Genomic DNA, 24466 nt, shown 5'->3' with positions numbered 1-24466 from the left:
ACAGAGTGAATATTTCAGAATCCACCGATTCGACGGCCCGGAATGACCTTGCGCGCCAGGTTTCTGTGACCCTGAGCCTGGTTGTTTGCATTGTTGGTTCCATGATCGGCGTCGGAGTTTTTGGCGGAACTCCCATCGCCCAGGCGGCGGGCGGCGCCCTCAGCGCGGACTCCACGTTGCTTGCGCCGGCCACGCCTGCGTTCTCCATCTGGTCCGTGATCTACACAGGGCTGGTGGCTTACACGGCATGGCAGTGGCTGCCTTCGCAGAAGAGCAATCCACGCCAACGGTCCCTGGGCTGGGTGGTTGCTTGCTCCATGCTGCTGAACGCCGCGTGGATCCTGTCGGTCCAGGCGGGTTGGCTGCCGGTCAGCGTGCTGGTGATCGTTGCCCTGCTTGTGGTTTTGGTGGTCGCTTTCCGGCGCTTCATTTCCCGGCGGCCCGCGTCAGTGCCGGAGGCCGTGGTGGTTGACGGAACCCTCGGCCTGTACCTTGGCTGGGCGAGCGTTGCCGTCTGCGCGAACATTGCCGCCGCCCTGAAGGCCGCCGGCTTCTCCGGCTTTGGTTGGCGACCGGAAGTCTGGTCCATCGCCGTGCTGGTGGTGGTGGCCGCCGTCGGAATCGCTGTGGCTGTCAAAGGTGAGGGTCGGCTGGCACTGGCAGCCGCCATCGCGTGGGGGCTGGCTTGGATTACTGTAGGCAGGAGCGCGGACTCTCCCGAGTCCGCACCGACGGCCATAGCTGCAGCCGCAGCCGCAGCCGCCGTCCTGGGAGCCGCGATCATTGTGCGGACCCGTTCCATGACAGCCCTTGCGCGTGTGCGCAGCGGGCAGGAAAGGTAGTTCGCTTGTTAGGTGAGGGGCAGGCTCCTACATTTGGAGCCATGAGTGACCAAGAGAGGTCCGACGACTTCGAGCAACTGGTGGACCTTATCTCCGGCACGGAAGACATCAAGGATTTCCTGGATGGCCTGACCAACTTCTCAGCTGACATGATGAGGCGCGCCACCGGAGTGGACATCGAGTGCGCCGTGACGCTGCGCCGCCGCAAGCGCACAGCGACCATCGGCGGCAACAGCGAACGCGCCATCATCCTTGACCGGATCGAACAACGCCTTGGCGAGGGCCCGTGCGTGGATGCACTGGAATCCGGCGAACCGAAGGTCCTGGAGGACGCGCATAAGGATCCGCGGTGGCCCGTGTACGCGCAGGAGCTGCTCGCCGAAGGCATCACCAGCGCACTGGGCGTGCCCATGGAACTGGGGGACGACTCCAAGGCGGTCCTGAACGTCTTCGCTCCCAGGCCCGGGGTCTTCACCACCAAGGCGATCGCCGACGCGGTCCTCTTCGTCAAGATGTCCAGCAAGGCACTCCACCTTGCCGTCCGGATGGCAGCCTCCAACCAACGCGGCGACGACCTCCAGTCGGCCATGCAGAGCAGGACCGTCATTGACCTTGCGTGCGGCATCATCATGTCGCAGAACCGGTGCTCACACGACGAAGCTTTTTTGATCCTCCGGCGTGCTTCCGGCAACGGGAACCGCAAACTGCGCGACGTCGCCCAGGCAATCGTTGACAGGGTTGCCGGGACGCCGCAGACGAACAGCGCACATTTCGACGAGTAATCAGCAAGGCAAGTAGTCAGTAAGCTGGGTATTATAAACTCGTTTTACGAACTTTTTCGTAATCATTGAATGACATAACTCACATTCTGTAAGCTACTTTTCATAGTCACGCAGCCGGCTTCCTTCGCTCTACGTTTCGGGGAGGTCCGCATGGCCCCCAACACCGTCAAAACCACCTACTCGCATGGCGTAGCGCCGTTCGCGGCCCCCATTGCTCGACGAGGAGCATCAAGGCCGCACGACCTGCCCAACAAACCCGACGCGCTCCTTGGCGCCATCGCGGTCCGCCAACTATTCCGGCGTTGGCCGCTGGTCCCGACGAGGGAATTGGAACGCATCCGCCACGTCCTGGTCCATTGCGACCAATTGGGCTCGGCGGACTCGCACCATCTCTCCGAACCTGCCAAAGCGCTGCTGGAGCTCATCTCATCGGAGCTCGACCGCCGCAGGAACGCCGCGATGGCGGCCCATCCCGCAAGTGGCAGGCCGCGGGCCGCACGCACGGAAACGCCGACTCTCCCCGCAAGGCGGGAGTCGACAGCAAGGCGGGAGTCGACTGCACGGCGGGAGTCCCCTGCCGCGCGGAAGTCGCCGCCCCGTCAGGAGTCACCGGACCGGCGAGAGGGGAGCGCCGCCTGATGGCAGGACATTTTGAACTGATCGATGCCGCCGGCGGCGACTGTCGCGTACGCCTGGTGGACGCCGACGGCATCGAACTGGCCCTGTCCATGTGCTTCCATGACAAGGACTCCGCAGCCAAGGGGATCTATTCGCTACGGGAAATCGCGGCCAGCGGCCTCATCGAGGACCACACCCGGCCGGCCCCGGCGGGACTGCTACTGCCCCACGATCGGGAGTCCCGCCGTCGGGAATGAACTCGGGAAGATCGACGGCGGCGGCACGGGGACCGCATCCAGCGGTACCGTGACCGTCGTCGTCGTGCCCACCTGGACTTCCTGGTTGCGGACGTTGACCGGCAACGGTTCCTGGCTGTACTCAGGTCCGGGGACCAAGGTCAGCGCGATGGATCCCTGGGACAGTTCCACGGACAACAGGCGCCCTTGGACCTTGAGCCGGAACGCCAGGCCGTCCCATTCCGTGGGCAGGCGCGGATCGAAGCGCAGCACCTCGCCTTGGTCCCGCATGCCCGCGAAACCGCACACCAGCGAACTCCAAATGCCACCGGTCGACGCGATGTGGACGCCGTCGATGGTGTTGCCGTGGGAGTTGTCCAGGTCGATGAAGAGCGCTTCCGTGAAGTGCTTCAGCGCCACGTCGCCGTAACCCACCTCGGCCGCCATGATGCCCTGCACGCAAGCGGACAGGGTGGAGTCGCCCGTAGTGATGGGATCGTAGAAGTCGAACGCCCGCTGCTTCTCCTCAGCGGAGAAGTCCTGCCACTGAAGGAACATGGCCAGGACCGTATCGGCCTGCTTGAGGACCTGGTGGCGGTAGATGACCAACGGGTGGAAGTTCAGCAGGAGCGGGTACTTGGACTTGGGGGTGTTCCAGTCCCAGGGCTCCAGTGTCATGAAGTCGTTGTCCTGGCTGTGGACTTGCAGATGTGGATCGTACGGCAGTGACATGCGTTCCGCGGCCTGCCGCCACACCAGGCGCTCGGTATCGGCAATACCCTCATGCTCGAGCGCCGCTGCCGCACGCAGGTTGAAGCGCGCCATGACGTTTGTGTAGAGGTTGTCATTCACCACGGCCGTGTACTCGTCCGGGCCCGTCACGCCATGGATGTGGAACAAACCGTCCTTGCCGAAGAAGCCCAGCGACGCCCACATGCGGGCCGTCTCGATGAGAAGGTCCGCGCCCACCTCGGCTTCGAAGGCCGCATCCCCGCTGGCCCACTCATAGCGGTTGGCCGCGAAAGCGATGGCGGCGGCAATGTGGAACTGTGCCGTTCCCGCGGCGTAATAGGCGCTGGCTTCCAGTCCGTTGATGGTCCGCCACGGGAAAAGGGCTCCGTCCACGCTTAGCTCCTTGGCCCGGATACGGGCGTCGGGAAGCATGGCATGCCTCGACTCAAGGACTTTCCGGGCCCCGGTCGGGTTGGTGTAGGTGAGGTAGGGCAGGAGGTAGACCTCCTGGTCCCAGAAGTAGTGGCCCTCGTAACCCGAACCGCTGACGCCCTTGGCCGGGATACCTGCCACACCGGCACGCGCCGTGGCCTGGGAGAGCTGGAACAGTGCCCAACGGACTGCCTGCTGGAGTTCAGGCTGTCCGCCGATCGCAACATCCGCGGTGGTCCAGTACGTGTTGTAGTGGGCCTGGCTCTGGGCCAGGATGTCGGAAAACGGCACCAGGTTTGCTTCCGCTTCCGCTGCCAGGCTCTCGCCACGGTCTTCGGCGTCGTCCGCGGAACCGGCCACGACATAACTGACCGTCTTCTCCAAACGGAACGGCCCGCCGCCGGTAATGGCCAGCACGTAACGCACCGAGGACTCGTCCTCGGCCACGACGGTCTCGAACGGCTGCTCGGGCGAGGAAATCCAGTGGTCCACTGCCATGGCCACGCGCTGCCGGGACTCGGAAGTCTCCCACGCCAGGCGCAGCGAGCCATCGGCTCCGTGCAGGTGCAGGGGAAGGAGCACGCGGCCGGCGTGCCGTCCGGAACGCCGGGGATCGTGGACCGAATGGTCCTCCACGGGCTGGTCCTGGCGGTTCACGACGGCGGATGTGATGTCCGCGGACACGTCACGGTCCGCAGTTATGGACAGTTCAAGCCCAAGGCAGCCGCGGGAATCGAACCCCACCGCACGCCGCTCCACGGTGGTGACCACTGCGCCGGAGCGGCAGGCCCACGTGGTTGATTCCTCGTAGACACCCGTGGAGAAGTCGATGCTCCGGTGGTAGTCCAGCACTGTGGATTCGGACAGGCTCAGGGCTTCGCCGTCGATTGTCACCGTGAAGTTGTTGGCGTCCGGGACATACACGATGCGCTGGCCGGTGCGGGCAAAGCCGTACGCGTTCTCCGCGTGCTTGATGTCCCAAATCTCATGGAACCCGTTGATGAACGTACCCGGGAGTTCGCCGTCCCCGCGCGTGGAGTGCGCGCCGCGCACACCCAAGTGGCCGTTGCCGAGCGCAAAAAGCGTCTCCAGCGTCCCTTCGTCACCGGGGACGTGGATGTTTTCCACGAGCTTCCACGGTTCACACGGGAAGCGCAGCCGGTCGGAGCTGATCAGTGCCATGGGCTGTTGAATTCCTTCGAAAAAGTAGGGTTAGAGAAGATCATCGAGGTCGTCGACCACCAAAGTGGCACCAGCGTCCAGCAGCGTCTGCCGACCCGCCCCGCGGTCCACGCCGATCACCGACATGAAGTTCCCGGCCTTCCCGGCCTGCACTCCGGAGACGGCGTCCTCCACCACGATGCATCCCTCCGTGGGAACACCCAGCAGCGAGGCGGCATAGGTGAAAGTTGCGGGGTCCGGCTTTCCGGGAAGCCCGACGCCGGCGGCAACCTGCCCGTCAACCACCACCTCGAAGTGGTGGTCAAGCCCGGCGGCCTTCAAGACTGCCGGTGCGTTGCGGGAGGACGAAACCACCGCCACCTTCAGGCCCAGTTCCAGTGCTGCATTGATGAATTTGACCGACCCTGGGTAGGGCTCCACGCCGCGCGTATCCACGATCTGGTTGAAGATCGCGTTCTTACGGTTGCCCAGGCCCTGCACGGTCTCATTCGTGGGGGCGTCGTCTGCGGGTCCCTCCGGCAGGGTGATGCCGCGGGAGGTCAGGAAGTCCCTGACGCCGTCGAAGCGCGGCTTCCCGTCAATGTGGTCGAAGTAGTCGCTCTCCCGGTAGCCGTCGGGGTGGCCGGCCTCGGCAAGGTAGCCGTCGAAGAGTTCCTGCCACGCCTGTTCGTGCACCACGGCAGTGGGCGTCAGCACGCCGTCGAGGTCGAAGAGCAGCGCCGAAGCGCCGGTCCAGGCAGTACGAAGTTCAGTCATGTGCGTTTTCCGTTTCAGCGCCGGTGGCGCGTGGTCTTGCGTTCGATGAGCTTGGTGTCGAGGAGGTGGGTTGCAGGTTGGTTGGGGGTATCGGTATTCAAAAGTCGCTCGCAGAGCAGGTTGGCCGCGAAGGCGCCTTGGTCTGCAACGGGCTGGGCCACGGTGCTCAGGCCAAGGAACCAACTCATGGGGTGATCGTCAATGCCGATCACGGACATGTTCTTCGGCACGGAGAATCCGTGTTCGCGCAACGCCATCAACGCGCCGAACGCCGCCTCGTCGCAGTGGGCGAACACCGCGGTTGGCTTTGCACCCCGTGCAATGAGCTCGGTCATGGCCCGCCGGCCGTCGTCTATGCCGGGAGCACAGGCAACCACCAGGTCCGGGTGGACGGTGAGGTGGTGGTCATCCAAGGCACGGCTGAAACCACGGAACCTCGCTGTTGTTGCCTGTTGTCCGCGTCCTGCCGGCTGTGCCGGAGCGACGTCGCTGAGGACGGGTTCGGTATTCGTGAGAACCGCCAAGTCCCAGTGACCCAGCTCCAGCAGGTGTGACGTTGCCTGCCAGGCCGCATGTTCGTCGTCGATTCCAACATTGTCCCACGGAACATTCCGCAGGCCGACGCTGGCCACTGCCAGCCCCGAAGCTTCCAAGGCTTCCACCTCGGAGGGGTCCAGGTCAACATTAAGCAGCAGCACGCCGTCGACTCTTTGCGCCAGTGACTCGAGCCGGCCGAACACCTGCTGTTTCACTGTCTTCTTGTTCCGGAGGCTGATCAGCATGGTGTCATAGCCGCTGTCGCCGAATACTTCTTCTGCTGCTTCCACTGCCTGGGAAAAGAACCAGGTGGTGGCGGTGGGAGCAATGATGGCTACGGATCCTGTGCTGCCGCCGGCCAGCCGCGAAGCAGCGGCCGAGGCCTTGAATCCGAGCTTGCTGGCGGCTTCCGCCACCTGCCGTTGGGCCTTCTCCGAAACGTTGGGGAGATTCCGGAGGGCCCGGGAGACGGTGCAGATGGACAGTCCGGAGAGGACTGCCACGTCCTGGATGGTCACCCTGTGAGTCCTAACCATGCAACACGGCCTCAACCCTTTCCATGCTTGAGCAACACCTTGCGGGGCGGCGCCGTCGGCCACCGCAGCCAAAAGTGTAAGCGCTTACAATTTTGTCATTCAACACTGTGTGGTCGAACATTGGATTGTGACGCGAATCTCACGGAAAGCTTGATTCGAGGGCGCGGGTGACGTCTAATCCCCCGGCCCAACTGCCTAGCGGGGGCCGAGGACGTAATACCGCAGGAAGGCGCCCACATCCACCAGTTCAGCGGGCTCGATCCTGTGCCCCATCCCGGGATACGTCCGGGCCGTAAGGGCGGTGTTGGCGTTGAGCCAGCCGTCGGTATGTTCGATCGCTTCGTCATTGATCACGGGGTCGGCCTTGTCCCTGCCCCAGAAGAAGGGCGGCGGGGCGTCGAAGGACTCGCTGAGGGCCAGGAGGTCGTTGTCCAGCACGAAACCGGACAGCCCAACCGTAGCCACGAATTGCTCCGGCTTCAGGCGCAGGAGCGTGCTGGCCATGGCCATGCCTTGGGAATACCCCAGGAGGCTGACGCTGCTGTGGTTGTTCCGGACGGTGTTGATCCAGTCGAACACCCTGTTGGTGGAGGAGATAACGTCCGCGAAGTCATTGGTAAGGAAGTAGTCCAGCAGGAACCATCCGTAGTGGTCGCCAATGACTTTGGGTCCGCGCAAGGCAACGCAGGTGAACTCTTGCGGCAGGTGCGGGAAGAGTGCCGCCATCCGTTCCTCGCTGGTGCCGTAACCGTGCAGCATCACCAACAACGGCGTACCCGCGCGCTCGTTTTCCGGCTTCGACCAAACCACTGAATCCATGGGCATGAGCCTAGTAGACTGACCGCATGACTCCGCAGGAACTGGCCAACCTGGCCCACTTGCGGCGGGCCCGCGACTTCATCGATCGCGAGTACGCGCGGCCGTTGGACGTTCCCACCATGGCAGCCGGCGCCCTCATGTCGCCGGCCCACTTCTCGCGCCAGTTCAAGGCCGCTTATGGTGAATCGCCGTACAACTACCTCATGACCCGGCGCATTGAGCGGGCCATGGCGCTCCTCCGCGCCGGTGCCACCGTCACCGACGCCTGCATGGAGGTGGGCTGTACGTCCCTTGGTTCCTTCAGCTCGCGTTTCACGGAAATCGTGGGAATGCCGCCCAGCGAGTACCGCGCGCTGGAACACGAGGCCGTGAAAGCCATGCCAAACTGCATCGCAAAGCAGCACACACGCCCGGCCAGGAACCCGCCTGCAGCAGCCCTCAAAAGCTGAGCAGGATCGAAGAAGCACGGCGTTCACCGCTGCAATAGCGTGGGCCTCATGAACATTTCCCTGAAGTACGCACATGTAACTGTCACTGATATCGACGAGTCCCTGGCGTTCTACCGTGACGCGCTGGGCCTGCAGGTGAGGAACGACGTCGGCTCCGACGGGCAGCGCTGGGTGACCCTTGGCAGCGACGCGCAGCCGGACTTGGAACTGGTCCTCTCGCCCCCGCATGCCGGCCGCTCCCAGGCCGACGGCGATGCCATCCAGGAACTCCTCACCAAGGGCGTCATGCCCATGCTGGTCTTCACCACCGATGACCTCGATGGCACGTTCGAGAAGCTCCGCGCATCCGGCGCGGAAGTCCTGCAGGAGCCCATCGACCAGCCGTGGGGTCCCCGCGACTGCGCGTTCCGCGACCCCTCTGGGAACCTGATCCGCTTTAACCAGGGCTAGGGATCCGCTTCCGCCGGGGCATCCGGTGGAGGCCGTCGGTCACCCGGTGAGGAGGCCGGCGTCGGGCACTCCGTACCGGTGCGTGGAATCAATGGCCTCCGTGACGACGTCCGCCAGCCGCATCCCCCGGCCGTAGGCCTTTCGCTGGAGCCGCTCGCCCGTTCCGCGCCGGAGTATCGCCGACACTCCGGCGCGCGCGGGTTCGAGGTCGTCCGCGTCCGCGAGCGCCTCGTGGACGTGCGCCAGCAGCGCTTCGAGCACTTCGGCTGCCGGGGACGGACGCAGTTCCGCGGGATGCAGCAAGTGGTTTTCAACCCCAAAGCGGCTGGAGCGCCAGTTGGCCATGCGCAGCACGCTGGTGAGAACGCCCGACGGCGGAACCCCCTCGCGCCATTGCCTCGCCGACGTCTCTACCAAGGCCCGCGCAAGGACAGCAATGGTGAGGGCATCCTCCGCGTAAAGGCACACATCGGCGATCCGCAGTTCCACCGTGGGGTGTCCGCGCGAAAGCCGCGCGTCGAAGTAGATCATGCCCTCATCCAGAGGCACGCCCGTCTTGAGCAGCTCCTCCAGCACGGACCTGTAACCATGCTCGGAACCGAAGACGTCCATGGGGCCGGCAGTTGGCCACCTGTTCCAGATCTGGGTCCGGTAGCTGGCAAACCCAGTATCGACGCCCATCCAGAACGGGGAGTTGGCGCTGAGGGCGAGCAGCACGGGCAACCAGTGCCGCATGCGGTCAAGGACAGCTACGCCTTCTTCGGGGTTTTCGATGGCAACATGCACGTGGAAGCCGCAGGTGAGCTGCTCCCTGGAGACCAGCCCGAACTCCGTTCCCATGGTGGCGTACCGCTGGTTTCCCAGGGTGGGCGTCGCATGGAATACCGGCGGCGTTGCCAGCGCCGCAACGCGGGCGCCCAGGGTCCGGGCGGCAGAATCCGCGAGCGCCCGGCCAAGGTGGATCTCCTCGCGCAACTGAACGGCCGAGGTACAGGGGCGGGAGTTCACCTCAATCTGTTCCTGTTTGAACTCCGATTTGAGCGAGGGCCCGTCATCCGGTCCTGTGGTCTCGAGGATTCCGTTGGCAAGGGCCAGCGGAATCCCGTCCACAGGATCGGCAATGAGCAACTCTTCCTCTACGCCGAACGTACGCATGGCCACCCCTCCCCACCGGATACGTCTATAGAGCCGGCCTCATCCGACGTGCGGAACCTCCGTTTGGAAGCCGCAGCGGCAGTGCAGCACCTGGGTTTGCAGGTACACCTCCAACAAGCTTGGCCCGCCCGGATCGTCAGTGTTCCGGGGCGCCTCGATGAATTGTTCGGCCGGGCGGCCCAAGGTCATGGGCTCACCGCAATGGGTGCAGCTGTACCAGAGACCTGTTGCGGCTGAAGAGAGGAATTCCGCCTGGATGTGGGGCGCGAGCTCCGCCAAACGGACAGCGTGGGCGTAGAACGTATCGCATTCGCTGCAGGTGTAGCTGACTTCAACAATTTCGGACTGGTTCGGCGCGGCTTCAACCACGGTTTCAACAAAGATGTAGGAATCGGTATCGCAGACGGTGCACCAGGGACGGGATCCGGTGTCTCCGATCGCGGGTGTCGCCCCGGTAAGGCGTTTCGGGGCGGGAAGCGGGGAACCAAGCGTCATTGCCATTCTCCTTTATTGCAAGCACCACCGGGGCCGGTGGTTTCCGACAACCGTCCCTTGCGGGACGCACTGAACAGCGTCGGGTGAAGCGATTGCTCCTGTAGGAGCTGCATGTGAAATGGCGGCGAATGCTAACGAAGGATTGCGCCGCACTGCGGACCATCATTGCGGATGGTCCAAGTCATGAGGCTCCAGGGGCTGGTGGCTTAACCCACCTATGAATTTAGTTCAACAGTGCGCGGCCTCACAAGGGATGGCGTCCGGAGTCCCCAGGTGCTAAGGCTCAAAGTGCGACACAGGGGCGGCACCAGCTACCGATTTGATGAGCGACTCGGCGATGTCGCGCAGCTTCTGATTCCGCCCGTTCGACGCCTTCTTGAGAATCTCGAAGGCCTCTTCCTGGCTGCAACGGTTTTGACCCATGATGATTCCGCACGCGAGGTCGATCGCCGTTCTCGAAGACATCGCCTCGCGGAGGTCCTCCGCATGCTGCTGCCTGGTCCCGATTCGAACGGCCAGACGCAAAGCCTTTTCGGCCTGGCTGCCGTAAAGATCACAGCCCCGGATGATGGAGTCCGTGAAGATCCGGGCCTTGGGAGCGAAGAAGTTCAGGGCAGCCGTAGCACCCTCGTCCAATTCAAGCGGAACGCAGAGGGCTGAGAGGTGACCTCGTTGGGCGATGACCGAGCAGTAATCTGCCCAGCGTTCTTCTGTTGAAGTGTCGTGGACAAGCACGGTCTTGCGCTCCCGCATGGCGTGCAGGCAGGGACCGTCACCGTATGCCTGCTGGACCTCGTCGATGAGGCGCGCCTCAGGGCTGCTTCCGGCGACGGTCAGGGCTTTGCGGCGTCGGCTCAGGGTCACCCCGCACAGAACTTCGACGCCAACCTCAGCCGAAACCGCCCCGGAGGAAAAGACCGCGAGTTCATTGAGGAACCCGTTCACGTCTTCGCTGTCGATCACCAGGTCCTGCAAGTGTTCGGCGACGGGGACGCCCGCTTCGCCACCTAGGAAGCCGGCTGCATCCGGAGCCGCAACATTGTTGGAAGACACCGCTCCATGCTGCATTTCATCCATGCTCCCATAGTAGGAGTGTCCGGTTCCGTGAGGTTAGGTGTTGGCAAAATCCTTGCATCTGCTGTGCGCCTATGTGCACAATCTAGCTACAGTCCGCGTTGACGGACCCGGCTTCACAGCTCATGCAGACGGGCGCCCAGCATCACTGTGCAAAGGTGCGTCCCATGCCCGCCCAGCCGGCTTCGAGAGTTCCCGACGAAGCGCATCAGCCCCCTGACGAGCCCCTGTGGTGTTCCCGGTGCGATTCCGACCAGTTCCTGCGGGTCAACTCGATCCAGTCGCACTACCCGCCCGCGCCCAACATGGTGAATGTCAGCTACGAATGCGCTGCATGCCGCTACATCTACTCTCAGCTGGCCAGTGTCCAAAAGGTAGCCATCATCGTCAACCGCCCGGGCTCACCTCAGGGCATGTTGAAGTTCGGCGGCCAGTACCTCCACTGCGGGGAGCCCATGAAAACGCGCAGTTGCGAGCTTCGACGCATCGAGGCGACCTTGGCCCTGGGAAAGGGCCAGCCCCAGTCTTACGAGGTCCACCTCAACACACGCATCCTTGGGTGCAAATGTGGCTTCCGGATGGAGATTCCGGACTAAACCGGTCAAAAGGGAAGAGTGACATGCAAACAGAGAAGCGCAGGACAGAGCCACGGGTTGCCAGCTCCGAACCCCGGTCAGGGCTCAAGCACAAGCTGCCGGATCCGCCCGATCCGGACAACCTCCCCATCGACTATCTTGGAGCCGGCTGGGATTCCAGCAGCTTCCCCTCAGCGACACCCCGGACATTGCGGCCGCAGCACTATGTCCGTGGCCGGAGCACCAAGCCATGAGTGAAGCGCACGGAGAGGGTACTGCTGCGCGGAGTCCCGGACCGGAAGACCAACCCGCGCCAACGCGGGAGCCAAGTCCCACTCCTGAGCCCGTTCCCCTCCCCGAGCCCGGCCCTCCGCCGGTTCCTGAGCCGACGCCGGAACGGGAACCCGGGGATTCGCCGCCGGAGTAGCCAAAGAAACGAGGTCACAACCGGCCGGGTTTGCCCGGTCGGCTGAGATGACCATTCAGAACAACCCATGGACCGGATCCTGGTAAATCCCCCAGTCAGGATCCCAAAGAGGGCATGTCGCACTACAGGGAGTGCGACATGCCCTTGCTGCGTTCCCACACATTCCCACCTGTTCCCACCTGCTCCCACCTGCAGATCTGTGTTTATGTGGCTTTACCCTTGACGAACCCACATAAACAAAGATAGAGTCAAGCAATTCCACATTAGTTGTGACAGTCATCACGGCAGTGGAACCAACGAATCAACCGACTCGAAGCTTTACGCAATGGAGGGTAAGTGTTCGCCGAAGAGCGCCAGCAACTGATCTCCGCACTCGTTACAGAGCGTGGACGGGTGAGCGTCACTGAGCTGGCGGACCGATTCAGCATCACCACCGAAACCGTCCGGCGCGACCTGGCGGCACTGGAAGTTTCAGGCAACCTCAGGCGCGTCCACGGCGGGGCAGTCCCGTCCGACAAGTTGAGCACGCGCGAAGAAAGCATCCAGGAACGCGCCATCAAGCGCAAGGCGGAAAAGCTGCGCATTGCCGCTGCGGCGTTGGCCATGATCCCGGACTTTTCCTCGGGCAGCGTCCTTTTGGATGCAGGGTCCACCACGGAAACCCTGGCGGACCTGCTGGCCCAGCACCCCGCGGCGAACGGTTCGGACGAGCTTGTAGTCATCACGAACGCCATGCCCATCGCCGGCAAACTCTCCACCGTCGCCGGAATCTCCCTGCAGGTTCTTGGCGGTCGGGTCCGCGGCCTGACGCAGGCCGCCGTCGGGCAGTCCACCGTGGAGGCCGCCCTCCGCCTCCGCCCTGACATTGCCTTCATCGGCACCAACGGCCTCCACGCCGGGTTCGGTCTCAGCACCCCCGACCCGGAGGAGGCCGCCGTCAAGGCCGCCTTCGTGACCTCGGCCCGCCGCGTGGTAGCCCTCGCCGACTCTTCCAAGCTGGACACGGAGACCCTGGTCCAGTTCGCCACCCTGAAGGATGTGGACACGTTGATAACTGACAACGAACCCCCTGCCGATCTTGCAGCTGCCTTGGCAGAAGCCGGCGTTGACGTGGTGGTCGCATGATCGTCACTTTTACGGCGAATCCGAGCCTGGACCGCACCGTGGAACTTCCCGCGGCGCTTGCCCGGGGCGAGGTACAGCGCGCCCTCCACGTCCACCAGGAATCCGGCGGCAAAGGCGTGAACGTTTCCCGCGCCCTGGTGGCATCGGGACTCGAAACCGTGGCCGTTCTTCCCGGCGCCGATGCGGATCCCGTCCTTGCCGGACTTCACGACGCAAAAGTTCCGTTTGCGGCCTTGCCCATCGGCCAGGCGCTGCGCAGCAACGTCACGCTCACCGAGCCGGACGGCGTCACCACAAAGATCAACGAGCCCGGCCCGGAGTTGAGCGACGAACAACAGGAGGCCCTGATCGGGTTGCTGCTGGACCGCTCCCGTGGCGCCAGCTGGGTGGTCCTCGCCGGTTCGCTCCCACCAGGAGTGCCGGCTGATTACTACGCCACAATTGCACGGCGGCTTCGCTCCCGCGCCGATGGCACGGACGCTCCCGGCATCGCCATCGACTCCTCAGGAGCGCCGCTGGCCGCTGCCGTGAAAGCCGACGCCGCGGGAAAGCCTGACCTCCTCAAGCCCAACGCCGAGGAACTTGCGGAACTCGCAGCCGCAGCAGGCTTCGCAAGTGTCTCCACGGCTGAGGAACTCGAAGCGGACCCGGCCAAGGCGGCACAAGCAGCCGCCGCCGTCGTCGAAAGCGGTGTGGGCGCTGTCCTCGCAACGCTTGGGTCCAAGGGCGCCGTCCTTGTGACCGCAGAGGGTGCGTGGCTGGCCACGCACCCGCCCATCCAAGCAGTAAGCACAGTAGGTGCCGGCGATTCGTCCCTTGCCGGCTACCTGCTGGCTGCAACCCAAGGCCGTTCCCCGCAGGACTGCCTTCGTCAAGCCGTGGCACATGGTGCCGCTGCCGCATCGCTGCCGGGCTCCACTGTCCCGGCAGTCCACCAGACAACCCCAGACGCCGTAACCATCACGGCCCTCCAGAAGGACTAACAGTGACCCAGCTGATCACACCCCAATTGGTCACCCTCGACCAGAACCTGGGCGACACCCCCGCCGACGTCATCCGCGTCCTGGCCGGCAAGGTTGCCGCCTCCGGCCGGGCTTCCGAAGTGGAGGGCCTCTTTGCCGACGCCTTTGCCCGCGAGCAGAAGACTGCCACCGGCGTACCCGGCGGGATTGCCATCCCGCATTGCCGTTCGGCCGCTGTCACCGAGCCCGCCCTGGCCATGGCACGCCTGGCCCACAAAGTGGACTTCGGCGCCAAGGACGGCCCTGCGGACTTGATCTTCTTCATCGCAGCCCCGGACGGCGCGGACCAGGAGCACCTGAAGCTTCTCTCCAAGCTCGCCCGTTCCCTCATCAAGAAGGACTTCACGGCCGCACTGCGTGCTGCCTCCTCTGAGCAGGAGATCGTTGAGCTCGTTGACGGCGCCCTTGCTGACAAGCCGGCCGCGCACGCTGCTCCGGCACCTGCTGCAGCGGCCGCACCTGCCGCCGCTGAAAGCACGACGGCGGCTACCGGACCCAAGCGCCTCGTGGCCGTCACCGCCTGCCCCACCGGAATTGCGCACACGTACATGGCAGCCGACTCGCTGGTTGCCGCCGCACAGGAGGCCGGCGTAGACCTGCAGGTGGAGACCCAGGGTTCCTCCGGCGCCAAACCGCTGGACCCGGCGGTGATTGCCGCGGCAGACGCGGTGATCTTCGCCGTCGACGTCGACGTTCGCGGCAAGGAGCGCTTCGCCGGCAAGCCGGTCATCAACGCGCCAGTCAAGCGTGGCATCGACGAGCCCGCCAAGATGGTGCAGGAAGCCCTCGCGGCCGCCGACGATCCGCACGCACGCCGCGTCCCCCACTTCGGTGCGGAGGAGCAGGCCGAGCGCGAAGCCGAAGAAAAGGGTGAGCACATCGGGCAGAAGCTCAAGCGTGCCCTCTTGACCGGTGTCTCCTACATGATCCCGTTCGTCGCAGGCGGCGGCCTTTTGATCGCCCTTGGGTTCCTGCTGGGCGGCTACGACATCACGGCCGTGGCGGACAAGGTGGTGCTGGAGAACAACCTCGGCAACCTGCCCGAAGGCGGCCTGGCCATCTACCTCGGCGCAGTGGCATTCAAGATCGGTGCCCTTTCCATTGGCTTCCTGGTGCCGGCGCTGGCCGGTTACATTGCCTACGGCATCGCCGACCGTCCCGGCATCGCACCCGGCTTCACGGCCGGTGCCGTGGCCGGATTCATGGGCGCAGGGTTCCTCGGCGGCTTGGTGGGCGGCCTCCTGGCGGGCGTCGTGGCGCACTGGATCGGCACGTGGCAGGTGCCCCGCTGGCTCCGTGGGCTCATGCCTGTGGTCATCATTCCGTTGCTCGGATCGATCGTCGCTTCCGGCCTGATGTTCCTTGTGCTGGGCGGCCCCATCAAGAACCTGACGGACGGCTTGAACGCATGGCTTTCCGGCATGACCGGCGCGTCGGCAGTGGTCCTTGGCATCATCCTCGGCCTCATGATGTGCTTCGATCTTGGCGGCCCCGTCAACAAGGTGGCCTACTCCTTCGCAGTTGCCGGACTGGGTGCGGGCGCAGTTGCCAACCAGGCTCCGTGGCAGATCATGGCAACCGTGATGGCTGCCGGCATGGTTCCGCCGCTGGCAATGGCACTCGCCACCCTGATCGACAAGAAGCGTTTCAGCCTCGCCGAGCGTGAGAACGGCAAGGCGGCGTGGCTGCTGGGTGCCTCGTTCATCTCCGAAGGCGCCATCCCCTTCGCGGCCGCCGACCCGCTCCGCGTCATCCCCGCCAGCATGGTGGGCGGCGCACTGACCGGCGCCCTGTGCATGGCAACCGGAGTGACGTCCCAGGCTCCGCACGGCGGAATCTTCGTCTTCTTCGCCATCGGAAACCTGCCGATGTTCGTCATCTCGATTCTGGCAGGCACCGTGGTTTCGGCCCTCATCGTGGTGGCCCTCAAGCGCTGGGCCGTTCGCAAGCCAGCCGCGGCCGAGGCCGAAGCAGTTCCCGCAACCGTCTAAACGTCCCCAAACCACCAAGGAGTAAGAAATGACCGAACGTACCGCCACCATTGCCAGCCGTGTGGGCCTCCACGCCCGCCCTGCGGCCATCTTCGCCGAGGCTGCCGGCGAGCTCGACCTTGAGGTGACCATCGCCCGCCAGGGAGAGCCTGCCGACGAAGCCATGGACGCTGCCAGCATCCTTTCGCTCATGAGCCTTGGTGCCGAGCACGGTGACGTGGTGGTTCTTCGCGCAGAGGGCGAGGGTGCAGATGCTGCCTTGGAGAACCTCGTGAAGATCCTCGAAACGGACCACGACGCCTAAGCACACCTCCTGACCAGGAAGCCTGGCCGTACCCGGAAGGGTGCTGCCAGGCTTCTTTCTTGTCTACAGCGGCAGTCAGTCAGGTTTGCTTTGCGATGAGGAACTCGGCAATGGAGGGCTCGGTGGGCTTCACGTCCATGAGTTCGCCGGACAGATATGCCTCCACGATCCGCGGGTCCACGTACGACGTACGAGCCACGGTGGGCGTGTTGCCCAGCAACTCGGCCGCCTCCTTCATGGCCCTCACCAATGCCTGCGGACGGGTCATGGTGCCTTCCGTTTTCAAGAGGCATAGCGCCGCTGCTGCGGTCCCCTTCCACGTGCGGAAGTCCTTGGAACTGTAGGCCTCCCCCGCGATGCTGCGGAGGTACTCGTTGACCATGGAGCCATCCAAGGGAACCCACGAGCCGTTGGCCTTGTAAGCCAACAGCCGCTCCTTGCCCGGCCTGCGTGAGAGTGGCTCAAGGAAAGCGGCCAACGCCGGATCATTGATGGAGGTGTCCCACCATTGGCCGCTCTTGCCGGGAAACTTCAGGCCGACGGCGTTTTCCTTGACGCGCGCGTGGCGGCACCGCAGGGTTGTCAGTCCGTAGGACCCGTTCTGCTTCATGTAGCTTTCAGATCCGATCCTCAATGCTCCAAGGTCCATGAGCCGGACAGCGGCCGCCAGGGTTTGCTGCCTGGGATCGGAAGTGTCTTTCAAGTGCAACGTCACGGCGCGGCGGATGGACGGGAAAGCAGAGCCCAGTTCGGCTGCGCGTTGGAACTTCTCGTTGTCCTTACGCTCCCGCCACCGGGGGTGGTAGATGTACTGGCTCCGCCCGGCCGCGTCCACCCCGGTGGCCTGGATATGGGCGTTTTCGTACGGGCTGATCCAGACGTCGGTCCATGCAGGAGGGATCGCCAGCGCATTGATGCGCTGGCGATCCTCTTTGTCCAGCAATGTCCCGTCGGGATGCCGGTAGCTGAACCCTTTACCGGAGCGGCGCCGCACGATGCCCGGCTTGGAAAGATCACTCCGCCGTAGCCTGACCATGGTTGCTCCGCCTGTCCGGTTGGGCCGCGTTGATGCTTTGTCGTTTATGCTTCGTCCGGGTCCGTCACGCTGGCGTTGGCGCCCATGATTTCGGCGTTGATCATCCAGACCAGCTGCTCAAGGCGGGCGATGAACTCGTGGAGGAGGTCCGCCGTCGTGGGGTCTTCCTCATCCACTTCGTCGTGTACGTCGCGCATGGTCTGGACTGCCCGTTCCACGCGTTCGGTAACCAGTTTGACGGCGTCCTTGGTGTTGACCAGGCCGCCGGGGAATTCCTCCAGGCGGGTGCCCTTGGCGATTGTGGAGCTACGGCCGTCCGGCAGGGCGTGCAGGGCACGCATGCGCTCGGCGGTGTCGTCGGCGAACTGGCGGGTGGCGAGGACCAACTCGTCCAGCTGGAGGTGCAGGTCCCTGAAGTTGGGCCCCACGATGTTCCAGTGGGCCTGCTTGCCCTGGAGCTGGAGTTCGATGAGGTCTGTCAGGACGACCTGAAGGTTGTCTGCGAGCTGCTGTGACGCTTTCATGTGTTCCTCTCTTTGACGGCCATTGAACGACAAACCGACACCGCCAACCGCTCTGCGGAAAATCGGTCAATCATCAGGTGACGACTTCAATAAGACTTTCATAAGGATGCTTAGTAGTACAATGGAGAGTGTCGCTGTTCACAACTGGCGAACTTCGCACCAGCGAGGATCGGTTTTCGACGGCGGCACTGGCACCTTGGGAGCTGGAGGGGTTTTCAGGTACCGGCATAACTCAATCGAAGTAACAGGAAATGCATAGTCAGGAATCCGGCAAATTTCATTCCGGGTTCACGCAGAAAGGAATGTGCTGACCATGAACACGCTTCTGATCATTGCTGGTGTTGTGGCAATTGTTTTTCTTCTGGTGGGCGGTTTCTCCTCAGCCCTCAACTGGCTCCTCTGGGTGGGCATCGTCCTCCTGGTAGTCGCAGCCATCGGGTGGCTTCTCAGCTTCATGTCCGGACGCAGGGGCCACACCGTTTAGGCGTACGCCACCATCAATCCACGCCGGCGCAGGATGCCGGAAAGCCTTGAACATCCGTCTACCGCGAGGGCTGTTCCAGCAGCAGCGCAGCTGACTGCAGGGGCAGTCCTCCGGCGCACTATACCCGCTGGAGGTGCCTGAATGGCAGAGTCCGATCCGGTCGCCCGCACCGGGAGGAATGAATCCACAGAGGAGCGGATGGACCGCAACTGGATGGAACTGATCCAGGAACTGCGCGTCCTGCAGACAGGCGTGCAGATCCTGGGCGGCTTCCTCCTGACGCTGCCGTTCCAGGAGCGCTTCGAGGAACTCGACGAGTGGCAGGTCACTCTCTATCTCTGCAACGTCCTCGTTGCTGCACTGACCACCATCCTCATAGTGATGCCCGTCAGTGTGCATCGGCGTCTCTTCCGCAGGGGCCTGAAGGCCGCCCTCGTGTCCAATGCGGATCTGGTGACCAAACTTGCCCTGGGCGGCGTGGCCCTGCTGATCGTGGGCTCGGCCGCGCTGGTTTTCGATGTGACAATAGGGCGCACCGCAGGCCTGGTCACCGGCGGGACCATTATTTTGATTGTCCTGGTCATCGTTGTGGGAATGCCTTTCTGGATTCTTCGACGCGCCGTGCACAACAACAACGGGAACTCCCCTCAGGAGTGAGTCATGCTCAAACCGACCAAGCACTCCGAACCGTCAACCGACGCCCGTCCCAATCGGAATTGGCTGAAGGACCACGGCCTGCTGCTTGCCAACGCGGGCCTGTTCGTCGCATTCCTGGGCGGCATGATCATCTCCGGGGCGAAGACTTACAGCGAAGAGCAGCAAACCCACGGAGGATCCCCGGTAGGCATCCTTGAATACATCACCACCGGCGACTTCGTTGAGGCCGTCTTTGAAAACTGGGAGTCCGAGTTCCTGCAGATGGCCATGTACGTGGTCCTCACGGTCTTCCTGTTCCAACGGGGTTCCTCGGAATCAAAGCCCGTGGACAAGGCTGCTCCCCAGGATGAAGATCCCAGGGACGCTGGAAAGTCAGCCAAAACCCCGTGGCCTGTGCGCCGGGGTGGCTGGGTACTGAAGATCTATGAGCACTCCCTGTCGGCGCTTCTTGGCATCCTGTTCCTGGCTTCCTTCACGCTGCATGCCATCGGCGGCACGTCCGCCTACAACGAAGAACAACTCAGCCATGGCCAAGCCACTGTATCCGTCTGGGAGTACCTCGGCTCCAGCCAGTTCTGGTTCGAGTCATTCCAGAACTGGCAAAGCGAATTCCTGGCCGTGGCCGTACTGGTGGGAGCTTCCGCCTACCTCCGCGAACGTGGCTCTCCCGAATCCAAACCCGTTGCCGAACCGCACTACGAAACGGGTGCCTGACAAACGCAGTTGCCTGACAAACGCAGTCGCGCCCAAAGAAAGGATCAGCATCATGCCGGAAAAGAAGAATCCAAGCCTGAAGGATCCGGAGCTTTACGAAGAACTCCGCGATGACGGGGCTTCCAAGGAAAAGGCCGCGCGGATTTCCAATGCCGCTGCCGCCAAGGGACGGAAGGAAGTGGGACGCAAGGGCGGGAAGTCCGGCGACTACGACGATTGGACCGTGGACAAACTCAAGTCCCGCGCCAAGGAACTCGGATTGAAAGGGTATTCGGACAAGAAGAAGTCCGAACTCATTTCAATGCTCCGGAATCACTGACCCCAACCCATGTAAGTAGCAGTAGATGCCTTTTTGGGCGTTCAAAACGGCATCAGCTGCGACCTGGTTGGGAGAGGCCGGGGATAACGACGTCGGATCACGCCTTTTTCTTGGCACGCGCCTTTGGCTTACTGGCAGTTGTGGTCGATTTGCTGGTTTTGCTTGCGGCAGCCTCGTCGTCGGACGCTTTTTCCTTGCCGCGCTTTTTATCCAGGCTGCGCTTCAGCGCTTCCATCAGGTCGATGACGTCGCCGCCCTCGGCTTCGCCTTCCGTGGCACCGAAGGTGGCCTCCGTATCCAGCGCCTCGCCCTTTTCAAGCTTGGCCTCAATCAACGTTCGGAGCTGGACCTGGTAGTCGTCGGTGTATTCGTCGGGGTCGAAATCGTGCGCCATGGATTCAACAAGCGCGGAAGACATCTCCAATTCCTTGTCCGAAATCTTGATATCGGTTTCAAGGGAGGGGAACTTGGCTTCCCTGACCTCATCTCCCCACAGCAGCGCCTGCAGCAACAGGACGTCGCCACGCACACGCAGTGCTCCCAACCGCGTCTTCTGGCGGAGGGCGTACTGGACAATGGCGATCCTGTCCGTATCTTCCAGCGTTTGCCGCAGGAGCATGTAGGCCTTGGGGGACTTGGAATCCGGTTCGAGGAAATAGCTTCGCTCATACATGATCGGGTCCAACTGTTCGGCAGGGATAAACTCCACTACCTCGATTTCCCGGCTATTCTCTTCAGGCAGGGATTTCAGTTCCCCTGCCGTAAGGACTACCGTTCGCCCTTCTTCTTCGTAGGCTTTATCAATGTCCTCATAAGCCACAACTTCACCGCAAATTTCGCATTTGCGCTGGTAACGAATCCGTCCGCCGTCCTTGTTGTGCACTTGGTGAAGGCTTATGTCATGGTCCTCCGTGGCACTGTAGAGCTTGACTGGTACGTTGACCAGACCGAACGCGATAGATCCCTTCCAGATGGCCCTCATGAACCCAGTCAACAGCACAAGGCAACGGAGGAGAAGAGGTGGCAGGAAAGCAGAAGGAGCGTGTCGTCGTTGAGGGTCATGAGCTGACCCTCACGAACCTGGGCAAAATCATCTACCCGGAGACCGGCACCACCAAGGCCGAAGTGCTGGCCTACTACGCCGCGGTTGCCCCCTACCTGATCCCCGCGGCGGCCAACCGGCCCGTGACGCGCAAGCGCTGGGTGAACGGCGTTGGAACGGCAGAAAACCCGGGCGAGGTCTTCTTCCAAAAGAACCTGGAAGACTCGGCGCCCAGGTGGATTCCGCGGGTCACCATCCACCATTCGGACCACGCCAATGTCTACCCCATGGTCAACAGCCTCGCCACGCTGACGTGGATGGCGCAGATCGCGTCATTGGAAATCCACGTACCGCAGTGGCAGGTGGACCCTGCCGGCAACCCGTTGCGCCCCGACCGCTTTGTCCTCGACCTCGATCCCGGGCCGGGCGCAGGCCTGCCCGAATGCGTTGAAGTTGCCCGGCTGGCCCGGTCCATCCTCCAGGACATGGGCATGGAGCCGGTGCCGGTCACCAGTGGCAGCAAGGGCATCCACCTCTACACGGGCTTGGAGGGCACGCTGAAGTCCGATCAGGTCTCCGCCTTCGCTCACGAACTTGCCCGGGCCTTGGAAGCGGACCACCCGGCGTTGGTTGTGAGTGACATGAAGAAGTCCCTCCGCAACGGAAAAGTCTTGGTTGACTGGAGCCAGAACAGCGGCAACAAGACCACGATTGTCCCGTACTCGCTGCGCGGCAAGGCGCACCCCACCGTCGCCGCTCCGAGGACCTGGGCGGAGCTCGAAGACCCGGACCTGGACCACCTCGACTACACCGAAGTGATGGAACGGGTCAGCACTGGCGAGGACTTCTTCGCGCCGATTTCCGGCCGGCACCTCCCGCCGCACGGTGAAAACGACGACGTCGGAAGGCCGGGTTCCGCGTCATCGGATGCGAACCCGGGTGGTCGGGAGAAGCTGACGGTGGAGGGCCGCCTGTCCAAGTACGTAGGAATGCGTGATCCGGGCAAGACCCCGGAACCTTTCCCGTCGTCGTCCGGTCCTTCCGTAGGCGACGCGTCCCGGAGGTCGTCCGAACAGCCCAAGCCCGGAGACCCTGCCCCGCCCGGCGGTATCTTCGTCATCCAGGAACACCACGCCCGGCGATACCACTTGGACCTGCGCCTGGAGCGGGACGGAGTACTGGCCTCATGGGCGCTGCCGCGCGGCGTCCCGGAAACGCCGGACCGGAACAACCTTGCCGTGCATACCGAAGACCACCCCATGGAGTACGCCGATTTTGCGGGTGTCATCCCCAAAGGCGAGTACGGTGCAGGGACCATGACCATCTGGGACCGCGGCGAATACACGGGCGAAAAATGGCGCGAAGGCAAGGAAGTGATCGCCACCCTCACGGGGGAACCAGGCGGTGGCTTGGGCGGAACAAAGCGGCTCGCCCTCATCAACACCGGCGACCGTTGGCTCATCCACCTCATGAAGGAACAGCCCGGAGGCCGCAGGGCGCCGAAAGCGGCACCAGAACCACCCAAACCCGGACCGATGCAGGACTATGCGCCGATGCTGGCGACGTCGGGCACCACCGATGATCTGCACGGAGGTGACTGGCTCTACGAACTCAAATGGGATGGCATCCGCGCCATCATCACCGGAACCGAAGGCAAAATCCGGCTGATGAGCCGCAACGGCAACGACCTCACGGCCACCTACCCTGAGCTGACGGACCGGTCCTGTTGGCCCGACGGCGACTTCGTGGCGGACGGCGAAATAGTTGCCCTCGGGAAGGGTTCGCGGCCCGACTTCGGCTTGCTCCAGCAGCGCATGAACCTCGTCAAAGCCGGGGACATTGAGCGGGCCCGGGCTTCGGTTCCCGTGCAACTGATGCTTTTCGACCTTTTGTACGACGACGGCGCGGACCTCACCGGGCTGCCCTTCCGCGGCCGGAGGGAGCGGCTCGCAGCCTTTGCCGAACGCCTGACTGGCGGTTGCCCGCTTCATTTGTCCGAGGTACTGGACCATGATGTGGACGACCTCCTGCATGTGGCGTCCGATCTCAAACTGGAAGGCGTGATGGCCAAGAAGGCCGGGAGCCGCTACTCCCCCGGGCGGCGCAGCCGGGCGTGGATCAAGCTGAAGCTCGAACAGAGCCAGGAGGTAGTGGTTGGCGGCTGGCGTCCGGGCGCCGGAGCCCGGAGCGGAACGTTCGGCTCGCTCCTCCTGGGGGTCCCCCGTGACGGGAAGCTGCATTACGTGGGACGCGTGGGCACCGGCTTCAAGGACTGGCAGCTGAAGGAGATCATGGGCAAGCTCGAGTCCCGTGCTGCGGAGGAATCGCCCTTCCTGGATATTCCGCGCGAGGATGCCGCGGGCGCACGGTGGGTGGATCCGGAGCTGGTGGCTGAGGTGACTTTCGGGGAGTGGACCGGCCCGGGCCGTTTGCGGCATCCGGTGTGGCGGGGTTGGCGGCCGGACAAGTCTCCTGAGGACGTGAACCAGCCCAACTGACTGGCAATAGGGGTTGTTCTGAGCGCTCAGAGCAACCACAAATGCCAGTCAGTTGGGCTGGAAAGTGGTGATTAGGAGGAGTGCGGCATCTGCGGTCGGCTGGTCCGGTGGATCGCTGTCACAGCTGCGCCTTGTCCCATCCGGCCGTGGGCCTGGTTGCGGTCCTTGGGATGACGTTTCTTGCCGTTTCCGTCCGGCCACTGCCTCGTTTGTCCGGTGCCGAGGGTTGCCGCGATGGCGGTCGGCTCAGGCATGGGGGCCATGTCCATGGACTCCACCAAATGGCTTGCTACCTCGGGGTTGATGCTGCCGGATTCTTGATTGGCGGTCATGGTTCTTCCTTTCTCCAATGAAACGAAGGGACTTCAATTTTAGGCCTACCAGCGGACCTTTTTCATGGTCTTGGCCTGCTTTCCGCTGGCGTGCGTTGGCTTGTGGCCCTTGCCGGTGCTTTTCCAGCCATCGGGGGTGCCGCCGCCGGATTTGCTGGCGAGCATGGCCCTCTGGGCGTCGGTCAGTTTGGACTTAATGCCGCCCGAGGCGGCTTGGTTGTTGTCGGGGGTGTTGGCAGTCATTAGTGAACTCCTCAAAGGTTTTTACAATCCTGGAGAGGCGCACGAACCACGGCGTCACGGTGCGATCATGAAGCAAAA

At 63.3% G+C, this 24466-nt stretch carries 29 protein-coding genes; 17 read left to right on the top strand and 12 right to left on the bottom strand.

Features of this window, described 5'->3' with window-relative positions:
- Positions 1 to 5 precede the first annotated feature (5 nt).
- The 4 genes from AUR_RS11880 to AUR_RS11865 all read left to right on the top strand — a co-directional run bounded on the left by AUR_RS11880 (position 6) and on the right by AUR_RS11865 (position 2499).
- Positions 6 to 842 carry a tryptophan-rich sensory protein gene (locus AUR_RS11880; protein ID WP_375338549.1) on the top strand — a complete coding sequence of 279 codons (837 nt, stop codon included), beginning with the start codon at positions 6 to 8 and terminating at the stop codon, positions 840 to 842.
- A gap of 41 nt (positions 843 to 883) precedes the next feature.
- Positions 884 to 1624, top strand: coding sequence for a GAF and ANTAR domain-containing protein (locus AUR_RS11875; protein WP_062094715.1), 741 nt, complete (start codon positions 884 to 886; stop codon positions 1622 to 1624).
- 150 nt (positions 1625 to 1774) lie between these two features.
- A complete protein-coding gene (locus AUR_RS20560) occupies positions 1775 to 2263 on the top strand; it encodes a hypothetical protein (RefSeq protein WP_225740066.1) in 489 nt (162 codons plus the stop codon).
- Complete coding sequence (locus AUR_RS11865; RefSeq protein ID WP_021471224.1) at positions 2263 to 2499, top strand: YegP family protein; 237 nt, start codon at positions 2263 to 2265, stop codon at positions 2497 to 2499. The genes AUR_RS20560 and AUR_RS11865 overlap by 1 nt, the downstream gene beginning before the upstream one ends.
- On the opposite strand, the gene AUR_RS11860 is transcribed toward AUR_RS11865, so the two are convergent.
- The 4 genes from AUR_RS11860 to AUR_RS11845 form a co-directional block, all read right to left on the bottom strand.
- Positions 2461 to 4824, bottom strand: a complete 2364-nt coding sequence (locus tag AUR_RS11860) for a glycoside hydrolase family 65 protein (protein ID WP_021471225.1) — start codon at positions 4822 to 4824, stop codon at positions 2461 to 2463. The genes AUR_RS11865 and AUR_RS11860 overlap by 39 nt on opposite strands.
- A gap of 30 nt (positions 4825 to 4854) precedes the next feature.
- On the bottom strand, positions 4855 to 5580 hold the full coding sequence (locus AUR_RS11855; RefSeq protein WP_062094713.1) for an HAD family hydrolase: 726 nt from the start codon (positions 5578 to 5580) through the stop codon (positions 4855 to 4857).
- Between the two features lie 14 nt (positions 5581 to 5594).
- A complete protein-coding gene (locus tag AUR_RS11850; protein ID WP_021471227.1) occupies positions 5595 to 6635 on the bottom strand; it encodes a LacI family DNA-binding transcriptional regulator in 1041 nt (346 codons plus the stop codon).
- 213 nt (positions 6636 to 6848) lie between these two features.
- Positions 6849 to 7472, bottom strand: a complete 624-nt coding sequence (locus tag AUR_RS11845) for an alpha/beta hydrolase (protein WP_031216152.1) — start codon at positions 7470 to 7472, stop codon at positions 6849 to 6851.
- Positions 7473 to 7498: 26 nt separating this feature from the next.
- On the opposite strand from AUR_RS11845, the gene AUR_RS11840 reads away from it, so the two are divergent.
- Together AUR_RS11840 and AUR_RS11835 are read left to right on the top strand one after the other, a co-directional pair.
- Complete coding sequence (locus tag AUR_RS11840; protein WP_021471229.1) at positions 7499 to 7921, top strand: helix-turn-helix transcriptional regulator; 423 nt, start codon at positions 7499 to 7501, stop codon at positions 7919 to 7921.
- Between the two features lie 48 nt (positions 7922 to 7969).
- Positions 7970 to 8371, top strand: coding sequence for a VOC family protein (locus AUR_RS11835; protein ID WP_021471230.1), 402 nt, complete (start codon positions 7970 to 7972; stop codon positions 8369 to 8371).
- A 39-nt stretch (positions 8372 to 8410) separates the two neighbouring features.
- Here AUR_RS11835 and AUR_RS11830 read toward each other — a convergent pair whose 3' ends face one another.
- The 3 genes from AUR_RS11830 to AUR_RS11820 all read right to left on the bottom strand — a co-directional run bounded on the left by AUR_RS11830 (position 8411) and on the right by AUR_RS11820 (position 11074).
- Positions 8411 to 9526 (bottom strand): glutamate--cysteine ligase 2, encoded by a 1116-nt coding sequence (locus AUR_RS11830; RefSeq protein ID WP_062098944.1) that lies wholly within the window; start codon positions 9524 to 9526, stop codon positions 8411 to 8413.
- Positions 9527 to 9565: 39 nt separating this feature from the next.
- Complete coding sequence (locus tag AUR_RS11825) at positions 9566 to 10021, bottom strand: hypothetical protein (RefSeq protein WP_062094711.1); 456 nt, start codon at positions 10019 to 10021, stop codon at positions 9566 to 9568.
- Positions 10022 to 10297: 276 nt separating this feature from the next.
- Complete coding sequence (locus tag AUR_RS11820) at positions 10298 to 11074, bottom strand: GAF and ANTAR domain-containing protein (protein ID WP_062098942.1); 777 nt, start codon at positions 11072 to 11074, stop codon at positions 10298 to 10300.
- A 188-nt stretch (positions 11075 to 11262) separates the two neighbouring features.
- Here AUR_RS11820 and AUR_RS11815 point away from each other — a divergent pair, with 188 nt between their 5' ends.
- The 6 genes from AUR_RS11815 to AUR_RS11790 all read left to right on the top strand — a co-directional run bounded on the left by AUR_RS11815 (position 11263) and on the right by AUR_RS11790 (position 16539).
- The gene (locus tag AUR_RS11815; protein WP_069696047.1) at positions 11263 to 11691 is read left to right on the top strand and encodes a hypothetical protein; all 429 of its coding nucleotides are present in this window, start codon (positions 11263 to 11265) and stop codon (positions 11689 to 11691) included.
- Positions 11692 to 11714: 23 nt separating this feature from the next.
- The gene (locus AUR_RS11810) at positions 11715 to 11924 is read left to right on the top strand and encodes a hypothetical protein (protein WP_069696046.1); all 210 of its coding nucleotides are present in this window, start codon (positions 11715 to 11717) and stop codon (positions 11922 to 11924) included.
- Between the two features lie 509 nt (positions 11925 to 12433).
- Positions 12434 to 13222, top strand: a complete 789-nt coding sequence (locus AUR_RS11805) for a DeoR/GlpR family DNA-binding transcription regulator (RefSeq protein ID WP_128397160.1) — start codon at positions 12434 to 12436, stop codon at positions 13220 to 13222.
- Positions 13219 to 14205 carry a 1-phosphofructokinase family hexose kinase gene (locus AUR_RS11800; RefSeq protein WP_062094700.1) on the top strand — a complete coding sequence of 329 codons (987 nt, stop codon included), beginning with the start codon at positions 13219 to 13221 and terminating at the stop codon, positions 14203 to 14205. Before AUR_RS11805 ends, AUR_RS11800 begins: the two co-directional genes overlap by 4 nt.
- A gap of 2 nt (positions 14206 to 14207) precedes the next feature.
- On the top strand, positions 14208 to 16235 hold the full coding sequence (locus tag AUR_RS11795; RefSeq protein WP_062094698.1) for a PTS fructose transporter subunit IIABC: 2028 nt from the start codon (positions 14208 to 14210) through the stop codon (positions 16233 to 16235).
- 28 nt (positions 16236 to 16263) lie between these two features.
- Entirely contained in the window at positions 16264 to 16539 is a 276-nt protein-coding gene (locus AUR_RS11790; protein WP_021471238.1) for an HPr family phosphocarrier protein, read from the top strand.
- Positions 16540 to 16618: 79 nt separating this feature from the next.
- Here the strand turns inward: AUR_RS11790 and AUR_RS11785 are convergent, their stop codons facing one another.
- Both AUR_RS11785 and AUR_RS11780 read right to left on the bottom strand, forming a co-directional pair.
- Entirely contained in the window at positions 16619 to 17575 is a 957-nt protein-coding gene (locus AUR_RS11785) for a DNA topoisomerase IB (protein ID WP_021471239.1), read from the bottom strand.
- 44 nt (positions 17576 to 17619) lie between these two features.
- Positions 17620 to 18099, bottom strand: a complete 480-nt coding sequence (locus AUR_RS11780; protein WP_021471240.1) for a Dps family protein — start codon at positions 18097 to 18099, stop codon at positions 17620 to 17622.
- 313 nt (positions 18100 to 18412) lie between these two features.
- On the opposite strand from AUR_RS11780, the gene AUR_RS20305 reads away from it, so the two are divergent.
- From AUR_RS20305 to AUR_RS11765, 4 genes are all read left to right on the top strand, one after another.
- Complete coding sequence (locus AUR_RS20305) at positions 18413 to 18583, top strand: cytochrome c-type biogenesis protein (protein WP_164888678.1); 171 nt, start codon at positions 18413 to 18415, stop codon at positions 18581 to 18583.
- Positions 18584 to 18724: 141 nt separating this feature from the next.
- Positions 18725 to 19240 carry a DUF6328 family protein gene (locus tag AUR_RS11775; protein WP_021471242.1) on the top strand — a complete coding sequence of 172 codons (516 nt, stop codon included), beginning with the start codon at positions 18725 to 18727 and terminating at the stop codon, positions 19238 to 19240.
- Between the two features lie 3 nt (positions 19241 to 19243).
- Positions 19244 to 19954: a DUF6766 family protein gene (locus tag AUR_RS11770; RefSeq protein ID WP_021471243.1), complete on the top strand. Its 711-nt coding sequence runs from the start codon at positions 19244 to 19246 to the stop codon at positions 19952 to 19954.
- Between the two features lie 52 nt (positions 19955 to 20006).
- A complete protein-coding gene (locus AUR_RS11765; RefSeq protein ID WP_021471244.1) occupies positions 20007 to 20273 on the top strand; it encodes a DUF7218 family protein in 267 nt (88 codons plus the stop codon).
- A gap of 97 nt (positions 20274 to 20370) precedes the next feature.
- Here the strand turns inward: AUR_RS11765 and ku are convergent, their stop codons facing one another.
- Entirely contained in the window at positions 20371 to 21255 is an 885-nt protein-coding gene (gene ku, locus AUR_RS11760; RefSeq protein WP_062094697.1) for a non-homologous end joining protein Ku, read from the bottom strand.
- Positions 21256 to 21293: 38 nt separating this feature from the next.
- On the opposite strand from ku, the gene AUR_RS11755 reads away from it, so the two are divergent.
- Positions 21294 to 23813: an ATP-dependent DNA ligase gene (locus AUR_RS11755; RefSeq protein ID WP_128397159.1), complete on the top strand. Its 2520-nt coding sequence runs from the start codon at positions 21294 to 21296 to the stop codon at positions 23811 to 23813.
- A 71-nt stretch (positions 23814 to 23884) separates the two neighbouring features.
- Here the strand turns inward: AUR_RS11755 and AUR_RS11750 are convergent, their stop codons facing one another.
- Both AUR_RS11750 and AUR_RS11745 read right to left on the bottom strand, forming a co-directional pair.
- Positions 23885 to 24145, bottom strand: coding sequence for a hypothetical protein (locus tag AUR_RS11750; protein WP_021471247.1), 261 nt, complete (start codon positions 24143 to 24145; stop codon positions 23885 to 23887).
- 45 nt (positions 24146 to 24190) lie between these two features.
- Entirely contained in the window at positions 24191 to 24388 is a 198-nt protein-coding gene (locus AUR_RS11745; RefSeq protein WP_062094694.1) for a hypothetical protein, read from the bottom strand.
- Positions 24389 to 24466: the final 78 nt, after the last annotated feature.

Origin of the sequence: Paenarthrobacter ureafaciens, from assembly GCF_004028095.1 — a bacterium.
GTDB lineage: Bacteria > Actinomycetota > Actinomycetes > Actinomycetales > Micrococcaceae > Arthrobacter > Arthrobacter ureafaciens.
This window is presented reverse-complemented; position numbering and strand designations above follow the sequence as displayed.

What these genes read in the sequence shown, in the direction of transcription:
- AUR_RS11785 (WP_021471239.1), bottom strand. Translation starts at nt 17,575, where the DNA reads ATGGTCAGGCTACGGCGGAGTGATCTTTCCAAGCCGGGCATCGTGCGG.
- AUR_RS11750 (WP_021471247.1), bottom strand. Translation starts at nt 24,145, where the DNA reads ATGACCGCCAATCAAGAATCCGGCAGCATCAACCCCGAGGTAGCAAGC.
- AUR_RS11790 (WP_021471238.1), top strand. Translation starts at nt 16,264, where the DNA reads ATGACCGAACGTACCGCCACCATTGCCAGCCGTGTGGGCCTCCACGCC.
- AUR_RS11865 (WP_021471224.1), top strand. Translation starts at nt 2,263, where the DNA reads ATGGCAGGACATTTTGAACTGATCGATGCCGCCGGCGGCGACTGTCGC.
- ku (WP_062094697.1), bottom strand. Translation starts at nt 21,255, where the DNA reads ATGAGGGCCATCTGGAAGGGATCTATCGCGTTCGGTCTGGTCAACGTA.
- AUR_RS11770 (WP_021471243.1), top strand. Translation starts at nt 19,244, where the DNA reads ATGCTCAAACCGACCAAGCACTCCGAACCGTCAACCGACGCCCGTCCC.
- AUR_RS11845 (WP_031216152.1), bottom strand. Translation starts at nt 7,472, where the DNA reads ATGGATTCAGTGGTTTGGTCGAAGCCGGAAAACGAGCGCGCGGGTACG.
- AUR_RS20560 (WP_225740066.1), top strand. Translation starts at nt 1,775, where the DNA reads ATGGCCCCCAACACCGTCAAAACCACCTACTCGCATGGCGTAGCGCCG.
- AUR_RS11855 (WP_062094713.1), bottom strand. Translation starts at nt 5,580, where the DNA reads ATGACTGAACTTCGTACTGCCTGGACCGGCGCTTCGGCGCTGCTCTTC.
- AUR_RS11800 (WP_062094700.1), top strand. Translation starts at nt 13,219, where the DNA reads ATGATCGTCACTTTTACGGCGAATCCGAGCCTGGACCGCACCGTGGAA.
- AUR_RS11810 (WP_069696046.1), top strand. Translation starts at nt 11,715, where the DNA reads ATGCAAACAGAGAAGCGCAGGACAGAGCCACGGGTTGCCAGCTCCGAA.
- AUR_RS11745 (WP_062094694.1), bottom strand. Translation starts at nt 24,388, where the DNA reads ATGACTGCCAACACCCCCGACAACAACCAAGCCGCCTCGGGCGGCATT.
- AUR_RS20305 (WP_164888678.1), top strand. Translation starts at nt 18,413, where the DNA reads ATGAACACGCTTCTGATCATTGCTGGTGTTGTGGCAATTGTTTTTCTT.
- AUR_RS11840 (WP_021471229.1), top strand. Translation starts at nt 7,499, where the DNA reads ATGACTCCGCAGGAACTGGCCAACCTGGCCCACTTGCGGCGGGCCCGC.
- AUR_RS11825 (WP_062094711.1), bottom strand. Translation starts at nt 10,021, where the DNA reads ATGACGCTTGGTTCCCCGCTTCCCGCCCCGAAACGCCTTACCGGGGCG.
- AUR_RS11775 (WP_021471242.1), top strand. Translation starts at nt 18,725, where the DNA reads ATGGCAGAGTCCGATCCGGTCGCCCGCACCGGGAGGAATGAATCCACA.
- AUR_RS11765 (WP_021471244.1), top strand. Translation starts at nt 20,007, where the DNA reads ATGCCGGAAAAGAAGAATCCAAGCCTGAAGGATCCGGAGCTTTACGAA.
- AUR_RS11875 (WP_062094715.1), top strand. Translation starts at nt 884, where the DNA reads ATGAGTGACCAAGAGAGGTCCGACGACTTCGAGCAACTGGTGGACCTT.
- AUR_RS11835 (WP_021471230.1), top strand. Translation starts at nt 7,970, where the DNA reads ATGAACATTTCCCTGAAGTACGCACATGTAACTGTCACTGATATCGAC.
- AUR_RS11860 (WP_021471225.1), bottom strand. Translation starts at nt 4,824, where the DNA reads ATGGCACTGATCAGCTCCGACCGGCTGCGCTTCCCGTGTGAACCGTGG.
- AUR_RS11780 (WP_021471240.1), bottom strand. Translation starts at nt 18,099, where the DNA reads ATGAAAGCGTCACAGCAGCTCGCAGACAACCTTCAGGTCGTCCTGACA.
- AUR_RS11830 (WP_062098944.1), bottom strand. Translation starts at nt 9,526, where the DNA reads ATGCGTACGTTCGGCGTAGAGGAAGAGTTGCTCATTGCCGATCCTGTG.
- AUR_RS11815 (WP_069696047.1), top strand. Translation starts at nt 11,263, where the DNA reads ATGCCCGCCCAGCCGGCTTCGAGAGTTCCCGACGAAGCGCATCAGCCC.